This window comes from Pectobacterium versatile, from assembly GCF_003932035.1.
GTDB lineage: Bacteria > Pseudomonadota > Gammaproteobacteria > Enterobacterales > Enterobacteriaceae > Pectobacterium > Pectobacterium versatile.
In genome coordinates this window covers 2,044,704-2,057,845 of sequence record NZ_CP034276.1, presented here as the reverse complement: position 1 = coordinate 2,057,845, position 13,142 = coordinate 2,044,704, and the positions used below count along the sequence as shown (strand labels likewise).

General features: G+C 50.8%; 12 protein-coding genes and 1 tRNA gene. 9 read left to right on the top strand and 4 right to left on the bottom strand.

Annotated elements, in window-relative coordinates:
* Position 1: 1 nt before the first annotated feature.
* Positions 2 to 1,618, top strand: a complete 1,617-nt coding sequence (gene yejF, locus EIP93_RS09365) for a microcin C ABC transporter ATP-binding protein YejF (protein WP_125232622.1) — start codon at positions 2 to 4, stop codon at positions 1,616 to 1,618.
* A gap of 41 nt (positions 1,619 to 1,659) precedes the next feature.
* Here yejF and EIP93_RS09360 read toward each other — a convergent pair whose 3' ends face one another.
* The 3 genes from EIP93_RS09360 to rsuA form a co-directional block, all read right to left on the bottom strand.
* The gene (locus tag EIP93_RS09360; RefSeq protein ID WP_039485625.1) at positions 1,660 to 2,004 is read right to left on the bottom strand and encodes a YejG family protein; all 345 of its coding nucleotides are present in this window, start codon (positions 2,002 to 2,004) and stop codon (positions 1,660 to 1,662) included.
* Between the two features lie 382 nt (positions 2,005 to 2,386).
* Complete coding sequence (locus EIP93_RS09355; protein WP_103860957.1) at positions 2,387 to 3,577, bottom strand: Bcr/CflA family multidrug efflux MFS transporter; 1,191 nt, start codon at positions 3,575 to 3,577, stop codon at positions 2,387 to 2,389.
* Positions 3,578 to 3,618: 41 nt separating this feature from the next.
* A complete protein-coding gene (rsuA, locus tag EIP93_RS09350) occupies positions 3,619 to 4,314 on the bottom strand; it encodes a 16S rRNA pseudouridine(516) synthase RsuA (protein WP_103860958.1) in 696 nt (231 codons plus the stop codon).
* Between the two features lie 223 nt (positions 4,315 to 4,537).
* Here rsuA and EIP93_RS09345 point away from each other — a divergent pair, with 223 nt between their 5' ends.
* From EIP93_RS09345 to EIP93_RS09330, 4 genes are all read left to right on the top strand, one after another.
* Entirely contained in the window at positions 4,538 to 4,777 is a 240-nt protein-coding gene (locus EIP93_RS09345) for a YecH family metal-binding protein (RefSeq protein ID WP_103940654.1), read from the top strand.
* A 2-nt stretch (positions 4,778 to 4,779) separates the two neighbouring features.
* On the top strand, positions 4,780 to 6,558 hold the full coding sequence (gene radD / locus EIP93_RS09340) for a DNA repair helicase RadD (RefSeq protein ID WP_125232621.1): 1,779 nt from the start codon (positions 4,780 to 4,782) through the stop codon (positions 6,556 to 6,558).
* A 135-nt stretch (positions 6,559 to 6,693) separates the two neighbouring features.
* Positions 6,694 to 6,978: a 50S ribosomal protein L25 gene (gene rplY / locus EIP93_RS09335; RefSeq protein ID WP_005967246.1), complete on the top strand. Its 285-nt coding sequence runs from the start codon at positions 6,694 to 6,696 to the stop codon at positions 6,976 to 6,978.
* A gap of 99 nt (positions 6,979 to 7,077) precedes the next feature.
* Positions 7,078 to 8,226, top strand: coding sequence for an acetyltransferase domain-containing protein (locus EIP93_RS09330; protein ID WP_125232620.1), 1,149 nt, complete (start codon positions 7,078 to 7,080; stop codon positions 8,224 to 8,226).
* A gap of 77 nt (positions 8,227 to 8,303) precedes the next feature.
* Here EIP93_RS09330 and yejK read toward each other — a convergent pair whose 3' ends face one another.
* The gene (yejK, locus tag EIP93_RS09325) at positions 8,304 to 9,311 is read right to left on the bottom strand and encodes a nucleoid-associated protein YejK (protein WP_103860962.1); all 1,008 of its coding nucleotides are present in this window, start codon (positions 9,309 to 9,311) and stop codon (positions 8,304 to 8,306) included.
* A gap of 220 nt (positions 9,312 to 9,531) precedes the next feature.
* Here yejK and EIP93_RS09320 point away from each other — a divergent pair, with 220 nt between their 5' ends.
* The 4 genes from EIP93_RS09320 to EIP93_RS09305 all read left to right on the top strand — a co-directional run bounded on the left by EIP93_RS09320 (position 9,532) and on the right by EIP93_RS09305 (position 13,127).
* Positions 9,532 to 9,762 (top strand): YejL family protein, encoded by a 231-nt coding sequence (locus tag EIP93_RS09320; RefSeq protein ID WP_005967239.1) that lies wholly within the window; start codon positions 9,532 to 9,534, stop codon positions 9,760 to 9,762.
* A 14-nt stretch (positions 9,763 to 9,776) separates the two neighbouring features.
* Positions 9,777 to 11,525 (top strand): LPS biosynthesis-modulating metalloenzyme YejM, encoded by a 1,749-nt coding sequence (gene yejM, locus EIP93_RS09315; RefSeq protein ID WP_125232619.1) that lies wholly within the window; start codon positions 9,777 to 9,779, stop codon positions 11,523 to 11,525.
* Between the two features lie 78 nt (positions 11,526 to 11,603).
* Positions 11,604 to 11,680: transfer RNA gene (locus EIP93_RS09310), tRNA-Pro, on the top strand.
* Between the two features lie 217 nt (positions 11,681 to 11,897).
* Positions 11,898 to 13,127 (top strand): integrase domain-containing protein, encoded by a 1,230-nt coding sequence (locus EIP93_RS09305; RefSeq protein WP_125232618.1) that lies wholly within the window; start codon positions 11,898 to 11,900, stop codon positions 13,125 to 13,127.
* The last annotated feature ends 15 nt before the right edge of the window (positions 13,128 to 13,142 follow it).

Genomic DNA, 13,142 nt, shown 5'->3' with positions numbered 1-13,142 from the left:
TATGTCCAGTTCACCTTTATTGCAGATAGATAATCTCAGCATTGCCTTCCGCAAAGGCGATCAGGAGCAGCGCGTTGTCGACCAGCTTTCACTGGCGGTAAACGCGGGTGAGACACTGGCGCTGGTCGGTGAGTCAGGTTCGGGGAAAAGCGTCACCGCGCTATCGGTGTTGCGCTTGCTCCCCTCCCCGCCCGTGGTTTATCCGCAAGGGGATATCCGCTTTGCTGGGCAATCATTGCTGCACGCCGATGAAAAAACACTGCGTCAGATACGTGGCAATCGGATCGCGATGATCTTTCAGGAACCAATGGTGTCGCTTAACCCTTTGCAAAGTATCGAGAAACAGCTGATTGAAGTGCTTTCGCTCCATCGGGGCATGCGCACCGAAGCCGCCCGCAGCGAAGTCATCACCTGTCTGGATCGCGTGGGTATTCGGCAGGCTAAAAGTCGATTGAATGATTTCCCGCACCAGCTTTCCGGCGGAGAACGCCAGCGCGTCATGATTGCGATGGCGCTGCTGACACAGCCGGATTTACTGATTGCCGATGAACCCACAACGGCGCTGGACGTGACCGTTCAGGCGCAAATATTAAAATTGCTGAACGAGCTGAAGCAGGAACTGGGGATGAGTTTACTGTTCATCACCCACAACCTGAATATTGTCCGTCAGTTGGCAGATAACGTGTCGGTCATGAAAGCGGGTCAGGCGGTGGAACACAATAGCTGCCAGCAGCTTTTCAGCGCACCGCAGCACCCCTACACGCGCCAGTTGCTGGATGCCGAGCCGTCGGGCGAGCCGCTTCCGGTAACGGATGACGGCGAACCTCTTTTACGGGTGGAAAAACTGCACGTTTCGTTTCCCATCAAACGTGGTCTTTTGCGCCGTACCGTTGACGAAAAGCAGGTAGTGAACAATATCAATTTCACCTTGAGACGTGGCGAAAGCCTGGGTCTGGTGGGGGAATCCGGCTCAGGAAAAAGTACGACCGGATTAGCGTTGCTGCGCCTGATTCAATCACGCGGTGATATCTGGTTTGACGGCCAGCCCTTGCAAGGACTAACCCGCAAGCAAATGCTACCTTTCCGCCACCGGATTCAGGCTGTCTTTCAGGATCCGAACTCTGCGCTGAACCCGCGACTGAATGTGGAGCAAATTATTGCGGAGGGATTGACCGTCCATCATAAGTTAAGCAAAGAGGCGCTCGACCAGCGTGTGATTGAGGCGATGCAGGAAGTCGGGCTGGATCCCACGACCCGCTACCGTTATCCCTCCGAGTTTTCCGGTGGTCAGCGTCAGCGTATCGCTATCGCTCGTGCGCTGATACTACAACCCGAGCTGCTGATCCTCGATGAACCCACGTCGTCGCTGGACAGAACGGTTCAGGCGCAAATTCTGGCGCTGCTGAAATCATTACAGGAAAAGCACAAAATCGCCTACCTGTTTATCAGCCATGACTTACAGGTTATCCGTTCTCTGTGCCATCAGGTTATTGTGTTGCGACAAGGCGAAGTGGTCGAACAGGGAGAATGCAAACAGGTATTCGCGCACCCTGCCGAACATTACACGCGGGAACTGCTACAGTTCTCATCCTATACGGCAGAAACGCAGTCGGCATAAAATGAGAGAATACCGCAGCGCCAATCTGCTGACGCTGCGGTTTAAAAGGGATATTGTGCCGATACGGACTCAGCGATAGCGACACCGACATTCTTCAGACGGCACATTGCTGTGCTTTCATCATTGCGATGCAAAAACAGACACGGCTCGCCTTCCCATTCCAGAACGGCGCATTCAACCTGTATTTCAGACAGGGATTGATTCAGCTGGCGCATGATATTCCATGCGATATCGCCATCGTGGCTCAACAGTTTGAGGCCAATCAGGTTGTTGTCTTCTTCTCTGCCGCTCAGCGGAATCGGTTCAACATTGATACCTGCAAAACCCGATAACCAGCGATAACTTTGCGGCAAACGATGAACTACCGAAAGTTGGAAACTGTCCACTACTGTTTTCCTCAGGTGATAATTCACAAAATAGTAACATATTTATCATAGTAGCGTGTTCACACCATTTCCTGCCACTTTTAGCGAACAAAAAAACAACAAACACGCTTTTTCATATCGTGATAGTGGCTAACAGTTCTGATTGCAAGGACTATTAATGCCAAATTGATCACGAATTTTTCTTCTTTTCCGGCTATATGTAACCTTTTCCATTTAATATCTCAACCCTTTTCAGCTCATTTGTTCACTTTTGGGTCAAATATTTTACATTAGCAAAACAAAAAGCTATGCCAAGGTATCGCCTTAAGAAGGACAATGGGGAATAAGAGAGAACAGACTCAGATGCAGGAACACCGTTCCTGCATCTGAGAAGAAGGGAAAATCAGGACGCGGGAGAACGGATTGCGTACAGATACAGCATAAAGGCACCTATCGAACAGATTGCCATCGATAGCACCATCGGCCAGGCGCTGTTGAATGAGGCTAGCGATAGGATAACGCCTACAATCGCGCCCAGACCAAAGCGCAGCGTGCCAGCCAACGACGAGGCCGTCCCTGCCATATGCGGGAAATCATCGAGAATTACCGCCATCGCATTCGACGCCACCATCGCAATACAGCCGACAAACAGTGCCACGCCAAACACCAGCGGTAAGAATCCGAGATCGAACAGGCAGACAATAACCAGCCATATTCCCATCACAAACTGAATGACCAGCCCCGTGCGGAACATTGCCATCGCACCCAGCCGTCGTACATTACGGCTGTTAAACAGCGTCACCACAAACAGAAAGACGACGTTCAGGGCAAAATAGTAGCCAAAATTCTGAGGAGAAACGCCATACAGATTGATATACACAAACGGCCCGGCACTCAGGAAGGAGAACATGCCGCAAAACGAAAGCCCGCTTGCCACCATATAGCTGAATACCCGTTTGTGGCGGAACAGGATAGCGAAATTCCCGATGGTGGTGCGCAGATGAAATTTCTGCCGCTTAGCGGGTGGTAAGGTTTCTTTGATAAAAAAGAAAATCAGCGCTGACGCCAGAAAAGCCGCACCAGAGATCGTCCAGAAAATGGAATGCCAGCTAAACCACAGCAGCAGCCAGCCACCGGCAATGGGCGCAATGAGCGGTGCGACGGTCATCACCAACACGACAAACGACATCATGCGAGAAAAATCATCCCGCGAGAACATATCGCGCATCAGGGCATTAATCACCACCGCAGCCGCCGCAGCGGAGACGCCGTGCAGAAAACGCATGTAGATCAACTGCTCTACCGTTTGTGCCAGCGCACAGGCCACGCCTGCAAACGCAAAAACCAGCGTACCGCCGAGAATCACAGGCTTACGTCCCAGACTGTCCGCCATCGGCCCGTAGAACATCTGGCCAATCGCAAAACCCAGCACATAGGTGCTGAGCGTCATTTGGACATGCCCGTCCCCCACGCCAAACTCGTTAGCAATGGTCGGCAACGCAGGTAAATACATATCGATAGCTAACGGCATTAGCATCGAAATCAGGCCAAGAATAAAAATCAGCCCGAAATGAGAAGAACGGCGTAATTGCACTAATAACTCCAAATTAGAAAAAAGGTCATGCTATGCATGCATTATTTTACGCTGGCGACCTCCTCAGCACTTAACTCCCGGTATTCCCCCGGTTCCAGTTCGCTATCCAGACAGATGCCACCGATACGTTCGCGATGCAGCTCAACGACCCGATTCCCCACCGCAGCAAACATCCTTTTCACCTGATGATAGCGACCTTCGCTAATCGTCAGTCGAACGACATAATCCGTTATCTTCTCAAGCGTAGCGGGTTTGGTGAGGTTCTTCTCGTTATGCAGTTGCACGCCTGCCGTAAATTGCGCGGCGGTGTCCTCGGCCAGCGGCTGTTCGAGCGTCACCAGATACGTTTTTTCACACTGGTGCTTAGGCGAGGTAATGCGATGCGACCATTGCCCGTCGTCAGTTAGCAGTACCAGTCCAGTGGTATCAATATCCAGACGCCCCGCCGCGTGCAGTTTGTACGCCACCGGGACATCCATGAAATACAGAATGGTAGGATGATCGGGATCGTCCGTTGAACAGACGTAGCCCTGAGGCTTATTCAACATGAAATAGCGCGGGCCACTCTGTTGTTTCAACGGTTCACCATCAAACTCAACATTATGCTCAGGGGATAACTTGAACGCGCCGCTTTTTACCACTTCACCATCAACGGTAACACGCTGTGCGTGGAGTTCACGCGCTACCAGTGAGCGGCTAATTTCCAATTGCTGGGATAAAAATTTGTCCAATCGCATTAAAACTCACTACCTATCTCAAATAACTGCCAGTCTCAAATCGTGAGACCCTAAATTGTGAGAGGGTAGTATAACGGGGCTTTACCCACTCGTCCTGCAATTCACCGCCCATAACTTGCTCTTTTTAGCCTGCCTTCAGGCTGTGTCCCCTTTGCTTATCTCTCGCGCCAGATATTATCAACAGGCATAATAGGGGCAATTTTCTATCTTTTGAGGGCACCGCATGTCATCTATCCACGGTCATGAAGTTTTGCAAATGATGCTCGCGTCCGGTGAGTCGTTTACCACTGAACAGCTGATTACTACCATAGAAGATCGCTTCGGCCGCGCAGCGCGTTTTCATACCTGCTCCGCCGAAAATATGACGGCCTCAATGCTGGTGCAATTTCTGTCTGAACGCGGGAAATTCATCCCGCACGATGCGGGCTTTACCACCAGCGCCAGTAAAATCTGCCAGCACTAGTTATGTCGTTCACACAGTCTGCCTCGTTCACACTACGGCCTTACCAGCGTGAGGCAGTTTCCGCCACACTCGACTATTTTCGCCATCATACCCAACCGGCCGTTATCGTTTTGCCTACCGGCGCGGGGAAAAGTCTGGTGATCGCCGAACTGGCGCGGCTTGCTCGTGGTCGTGTACTGGTGCTTGCACACGTCAAGGAACTGGTTGCGCAAAACCATGCCAAATACTGCGCCTTGAACTTGGAAGCGGATATCTTCGCGGCGGGGTTACAGCAGCGAGAGAGTCAGGGAAAGGTGGTCTTTGGCAGCGTGCAGTCCGTCGCGCGTAATCTCGACCAGTTCGATAATGCCTTCTCCCTTCTGATCATTGATGAATGTCACCGTATTAGCGACGACGATAACAGCCAATATCAACAAATTATCCAGCACCTGCAAAAAACTAACCCACAGCTGCGGCTGCTCGGCTTAACGGCGACGCCCTATCGGCTTGGCAAAGGCTGGATATATCAGTATCACTATCACGGCATGATCCGTGGCGACGAACGTAGTTTGTTCCGCGACTGCATCTATGAGCTGCCGCTGCGTTACATGATCAAGCATGGCTTTCTGGTGCCGCCTGACAGATTAGACATGCCAGTAGTGCAATATGATTTCAGTAAGCTCGTCGCCCGCAGCAACGGGCTATTCAGTGAAGCCGACCTGAACCTCGAACTCAAGCGTCAGCAGCGTATTACGCCGCACATCATCAGCCAGGTCATCGATTATGCGCAAACGCGGCGCGGCGTGATGATTTTTGCGTCCACCGTCGAACATGCCAAAGAAATTACGGCCTTGCTACCTACTGGTCAGGCTGCGCTGGTCAGCGCCGATACGCCAGCAGCGGAACGTGATGCGCTGATTGAGGCTTTTAAACAGCAGTCGCTACGATATCTGGTCAACGTGGCGGTACTGACAACTGGGTTTGATGCTCCGCATGTCGATCTCATCGCCATCCTTCGCCCAACAGAATCCGTCAGCCTGTATCAGCAAATCGTCGGGCGCGGTTTACGTTTGTATCCGGGGAAAACGGACTGTCTGATTCTGGATTACGCCGGTAACCCGCACGATCTCTATACGCCAGAAGTCGGCAACAGTAAACCGCATGCTGGTAGCCAACCGGTACAGGTCTTCTGTCCTGAATGTGGATTTGCCAATCTCTTCTGGGGAAAAACCACCCCAGATGGCGACATCATCGAACACTATGGCCGCCGCTGTCAGGGTTGGGAAATGGCGGAGAGCGGCCAACGCAAGCAGTGTAATTTCCGGTTTCGGTTTAAAGTGTGTCCACACTGCGGTGCGGAAAATGATATTGCCGCACGGCGCTGCCACCAGTGTGACGAGGTATTGGTCGATCCTGACGATATGCTGAAAGCGGCGCTGAAACTGAAAGATGCGCTAGTTCTGCGCTGTAGCGGCATGAGTTTCGAGCAGGGGCAGGATGCGAAAGGAGAATGGCTGAAGATTACCTACCACGATGAGGAAGGTGCCGAAGTTAGCGAACGTTTTCGTCTGCACACTACCGCTCAGCACCACGTCTTCCTGCAACAATTTTTGCGTGTTCACCAATGCGCACCGGGAACCCCGTTTAACTGGCAAAATGCCGCTGACGTCATCGCACAGCAACCTTTATTACGCGCGCCTGATTTTGTCGTCGCCCGCAAACACGGAAAATTCTGGCAAATACGCGAAAAGCTCTTTGATTATCAGGGGCGCTTCCGCCGCGCCAACGAGCTCCGCAGCTAAGTAATTTTGGGATTCATTTGCCCGCAGAGCCATATTCCGCTAGAATTCAGCCCGCTTTTGTTCGCAAAAGCTGAATAGTCCCACCTGTTGCTGGGTCGCCTGTAGCAGGAATACTTTATACAAGTAGAGAAGAAAATGATTACTATCAAAGCAGAAGCACGTCAAGGTCAGGGTAAGGGTGCGAGCCGCCGCCTGCGTTCAGCTGGTAAATTCCCAGCCATCGTTTACGGTGGTTCAGAAGCACCAGTATCTATCGAACTGGATCACGATTCAGTAAAAAACCAAGAAGTGAAAGATGGCTTCTACGGTGAAACACTGATCCTGTCTATCGATGGCAAAGAAGTTCAAGTTAAAGTTCAGGCTGTACAACGTCACGTTTACAAGCCAAAACTGACTCACATCGACTTCGTTCGCGTTTAGTTTGCGCTGAAGTTGTTTTCCGGGACGCCGGAAAAGAAGAACGCCGCTTATGCGGCGTTTTTTTTATAAAAATTTATTCATTCACAAAGGAATGTGAACATGTCTCGTGATATCTCACAGCGACTTATCGCTATCGATGCCCTGCGCGGTCTGGTTATGGTACTTATGCTACTGGACCATGTGCGGGAAACCTTTTATCTGCACCTGCAACTCGCCGATCCGATTGATGTAACCAGTACCGACCCCATGCTATTCATCAACCGTACGCTGGCGCATTTGTGTGCTCCCGTATTTGTCTTTTTAACCGGACTTTCTGCCGCACTTTATCATCAGAAAGTGCAAGATCGCCGACAAACCGCCCTCTTCCTATTCCAACGCGGCTTAATTCTCATTCTTCTTGAGCTCACGTTGATCAACTTTGCGTGGACGTTCCAATTCCCGCCACAGGTTATCTATTTACAAGTAATCTGGGCAATCGGTATGAGCATGCTCGCCCTCAGCGCGCTGATCTGGCTCCCTGCCGGGCTGGTTTTGATACTGGGCATCGTTATCGTGGGCGGACATAACCTGCTGGACCCTCTGCAGGCTTCCACAGGCTCCATCTGGTCCATTCCCTGGGCGATTCTGCACGATCGCGGTTGGATAGACATCGGCGACACATTCCGTATGCGTACTTCATATCCGGTACTTCCCTGGATTGGTGTCATTTCACTTGGCTATGCAGCTGGCGCACTATATCGAAAAGAGGTGTTTCCGCTTCAGCGTCAGAAAACCCTGCTCACTCTGGCAGGGATCACGCTAGCGCTGTTCTTCGTTCTGCGTAGCATCAATCTGTATGGCGAAAAGCCCTGGCAGCAGGGTGATGTCATCACACAGACGCTCATGAGCTATTTCAACATCACGAAATACCCACCATCATTGTTGTTCCTCTGTCTGACGCTTAGCATCGGGCTTTGCCTGCTTGCCGTATTCGAGCGTCAGCAGCAAAAGCGCTGGCTGGTGATGCTGGCGAGCTTCGGTGCGGCACCGATGTTTTTCTATCTACTGCATCTGTATGTTTTAAAAGGGATGTATTTAACCGCTGTCGCGATCTGGGGGAAAAATCAGGGAGAATGGTTCGGCTTTTCCGCCGTCTGGCAATTGTGGGTGTGTACTCTCGTGCTGATGGTCGTGTTATTTTCGCCCGTTCGCGCGTTTGCCCGCCTAAAGGCCCGCCGCAGAGACATCCGCTGGCTTAAATACTTCTAATCACTATCGTTTCAAACCGTTATCAGCCACTGCCCTTTTCCTGAAGTAAGAAAAAGGGCAGCATCTTCTGGCACCGACTACTTACCGCTGCTCGTCCGACGCTGTAACTGATCGCGCAGATTCGGTGGCGTGCCTTTAATCGTCAACGTATCCGTCGCGGGATCCCAGAAAATTCGCTCACCGAGCAATAGCGCATCAAAATTCAAGCTGATGCCGCCGCCGCTGCCAGCAAATTTGGTCAGTTGGCGCAGCGTCCCACGATCGGCAGGGAAACTGTCTTCCAGCTCATAGCCCTGATCGGCTGAAAACTGCTGAAAGGTCTTCTCGCCAAGCGGTGGCAATTCCTGCGACAGCGATGCCAGCTCGATTTCCTCACCGGACTGCAACTGCTCATTGCAGTAGCTATACACCTGCTGACGATAATTTTGGCGTTCGTTTTTATCTAACTGCGCTTCGTCACAATACTCATCGACCGCTTTCAGCAAGCCACGGTTTTGTGCTTTGGTGTCCAGCCCTTCTGACGCGGCCAGAAAATCCATGAAGAAGTCAGATACTTTGCGCCCGACGCGGCCTTTGAGGAACGTCAGATAGCGAGTGGATTCTGGATTAACTTCCCATTCCGTCAAATCGATACGCGCAACGATATCGGCATGGTTGATATCCAGATAGTGCGTGGTGCTGATATCCAGCTGTTCATTAACTCGCATGCTGTTGCAGCTATTGAGCACCGATATCAGCAAATACTCGACCGCCAGATAACGATACTGGCAGAACAACACGATACCGCCTTCAGCAAACGGGTACTTCGCCAGCTCATCACGCAAGCGTCCGGTCGCGGCGCGTGAGAAACTTAGAAAATCCTCATCCCCTTTGCGACAAGCTCGCAGCGCATCCGCCAGCTCGCTTTGCTCATTAAACAGCCCATAGGCCTTACTTTTGGCGCTGTAGACGCGATGCAGTTCAGCCATCATCTCTTCTACTGCCGCATTGGTTGGCAATAGGGAATCACGTAACACCATTTCCAGCGTTTGTTCGTCACGTTTAATTAGCTGATGCAGGGCAATCTGGGCGATATCCAGACTCATGATAAACTCTCCTTTTGGCAAGGCGCGTATTCAAACACTGATACGAACGACCCGCAACACATTAAAGCCGGCCCTTTACATCTGTACGCGCGCTAAGCGTCTACACTACTTATTGATAAAAGTACGCCAGTGATAAAAGTACGTTAATGATAAAAGTGCAGAAAAGCATAAGCCTATACGGTAAGATAAGCGACTTTACCAGCTTGAGATACGCCATTTTATGCCACAATCATCCCGTTATAGTGACGAACACGTTGAACAACTGCTTTCTGAGATGGTCAATGTTCTGGAAAAGCACCACGCCCCAACCGATCTTGCTTTGATGGTGCTCGGTAACATGGTGACGAACCTGATTAACACCAGCATCGCACCTGCACAACGTCAAGTTCTGGCGCGTTCTTTCGCTGAAGCCCTACAGGCTTCGATTAAAAAAGCCGATAAAGCTCACTAAGTTTTGACCAACGTATGGTAACCAACCGTCAGCGCTACCGCGAAAAAGTCTCCCAGATGATCAGTTGGGGACACTGGTTCGCCTTATTCAACATTTTGCTCACTTTGGGGCTGGGTAGCCGCTACCTGTTTGTTGCCGATTGGCCGACATCCCTGTTCGGTCGACTTTACGCACTGGTTAGCTGGCTTGGTCATTTTAGCTTCATCGTCTTTGCTGCCTATTTGCTGGTTATCTTCCCGCTCACATTTATTGTGATGTCACAGCGCTTACTTCGGTTCCTATCCGCTGCGCTGGCAACAGCTGGGCTGACGATACTGCTAGTGGATGTTGAAGTCTTTACACGCTTTCACTTGCACCTCAACAGCACCGTTTGGGAACTCGTCGTCAATCCGGGACAGGGTGAAATTGCCCGCGACTGGCAGTGGATGTTTATCGGCATTCCGTTGATTTTCATGGCGGAAATGCTGTTCGGCACCTGGTGCTGGCAAAAACTCCGAAGCCTGAACCGTCGCCATTTTGGCAAACCGTTAGCGGGCGTTTTCATCTCGGCATTCTTCGCGTCACATCTGATGTACATCTGGGCCGATGCGAATTTCTATCGCCCGATTACCATGCAGCGCGCCAACCTGCCGCTGTCTTATCCGATGACGGCACGTCGTTTTCTGGAAAAACACGGGCTGCTGGATGCACAGGAATATCAGCGTCGGCTGACGCAACAAGGCAATCCTGAAGCCATGACAGTGGAGTATCCGCTCAGTAGCATCACCTTCCGCGATAGCGGTAGCGGCTACAACCTGCTGATGGTGATGATCGACGATACGCAGCCCGACGCCATACAAAATCGGATGCCGAACCTGTCGCGTTTCGCCGCAGAAAACGTGCGTTTCAGCGATCATTACGACTCGGGTTCGCAGCCAGACGCCGCCTTGTTTAATCTGTTTTACGGCCTCTCGACGACCTATATGGATGGTATTCTGAGTGCGCGTAAACCTTCTGCCTTGATCACCGCGTTAAGCCAACAGGGCTATCAGTTTGGGTTATTTTCGGCGAACGGCTTCAACAGCCCACTTTATCGTCAGGCGCTGCTTTCTGATTTCTCCTTACCGGCACCGCAGCAGCAAAGCGGTGATGCCATTATTACGCAATGGCAGGAATGGCTCAGCCGCGATAATAACCCAGCACCTTGGTTCTCTTACGTTGAACTGAACAGCGCACCAAAAACCACAGATGGCAAAAGTGCTGAGCCTAACGGCCGCATGAATATTCAGGACGTTGACCGCCAGATTGGGCAAATTATTAATACCCTGCAGGAAAAAAACATCCTGAATAATACGGTCGTCATAGTGACAACCGCACAAAACCAGAATGCTAATGCCAGCAATGCGGCACGTTTTGCCCGTACCCAGTGGCAAACGCCGCTCATTGTTCACTGGCCAAACACACCTGCGCAGACCATTACCAAAATGACGGACAACAAAGACGTCATGACCACGCTAATGCAGCGCCTGCTCCACGTTAAAAACAGCACGGATGATTATTCACAGGGCGAAGACCTGTTCTCTGCCCAACGACGCTACCCGTGGTTGATTAACGGCAACAGCGGCACGCTGCTCATCACGACGTCAGATCAGCTCATCATATTGGAAAGCAACGGTAACTACCGGGCTTACGACATGTCAGGAAATCGGCTGAATGATGAAAAACCGCAGCTTGCCCTGCTATTGCAGGTACTAACGAACGAAAGACGCTTTATAGCCAACTAACTGCCTAAATCTAAAGCAGTCGTTCCATCAGGCTATTGCAATAAGGTCAGGAAAAGGTAGTATAAATGCCCATAGCATCGGCACGTAGCGCAGCCTGGTAGCGCACCGTCATGGGGTGTCGGGGGTCGGAGGTTCAAATCCTCTCGTGCCGACCAAATTTCCCCCAACGTTTTGTCTACTGAAGTCCAGACAAGACTATAAAGAACAGATTAAACAGTGGGTTGTATAAACCCGCTGTTTTTCTGTTGTCTACTGAATTCCATATTGATACATTGAAATCCACACTTTTTAGGCATAGATATAGGCATACAACGCAACATGTAGCCTAAACCCTATGCCTAAACAGCTTTGCGGATTTGATTGGAGAGCGATATGGCACGTCAGACAAAGCCCCTGAACAATACTGAGGTCAAAAGCGCCAAGGCAACTGACCGTGCTATCATCCTCTACGATGGAGACGGTTTAGAATTACAGGTCACTCCGAGCGGTTCAAAACTCTGGCGTTTTCGCTACTACAAACCCTTCACTCGCAAACGTGCAATGATTAGCCTTGGCGCTTACCCTTCGGTATCTCTTGCCGAAGCGCGTAAGCTTCGTGAAGATGCACGCCTTCTTCTTGGCAAAGACGTTGATCCGCAGGAGCACAAGCAAGCAGAGCAATCACGGCAAAAAAATGCCACAGAGAACACATTTGAAAAAGTTGCTGCCGAATGGTTTAAAACTAAAGAATCAGCAGGTTTGGCAACACATACGTTGAACGATATCTGGCGCTCCATGAGCAAGTATGTATTCCCACACATTGGCTCTATGCCTATTGCTAACATCACGGCTCAACGATTTATTGGAGCATTAGAACCCACTCATGCCGCTGGAAGACTTGAAACGGTTAAACGTCTGAGTCAGCGTATCAATGAAGTCATGGATTATGCTCTCAACTCTGGTTTGGTCTCAGTAAATCCAGCCGCACGAATCGGACGCACTTTTCATAAGCCGAAGGTGAAGCATCGCCCTGCCCTCTTGCCAGAACAATTACCACTTCTGATGAAAACACTGTCATTTGCCAGCATTGGGAGACAAACCCGTTGTCTTATCGAATGGCAATTACTCACTATGACCAGACCAGCCGAAGCCGCCGAATCACGCTGGGATGAAATCGATTTTGACGCAAAAGAATGGCGTATTCCTGCTGGCCGTATGAAGATGAAACGTGAGCACATTATCCCGCTCTCAGAGCAAGCGCTGGGAATTCTGGAAGTCATGAAGCTCATCAGTAAGCACAGGGATTATGTTTTCCCCGGATATCGCAACCCACTTGAGCCAATGAACAGCCAGACCGCGAACATGGCACTCAAACGTATGGGCTTCAAAGATATGCTTGTCGCACATGGTATGAGAGCGATTGCCTCAACGATCCTCAATGAAAAAGGATTTCCCCCTGATGTGATCGAAGCAGCGTTAGCGCATATCGATACTAATGAAGTCAGGAGAGCCTATAACAGAGCGCAGTATCTTGAACAGCGCAGAGAAATGATGGCGTGGTGGGGAGAGCATGTTGAGTCAGCTTCATATGGTAAAACAAGCATTATTTCTGTCGCTGGCTAAATTTGCCAACAGGAA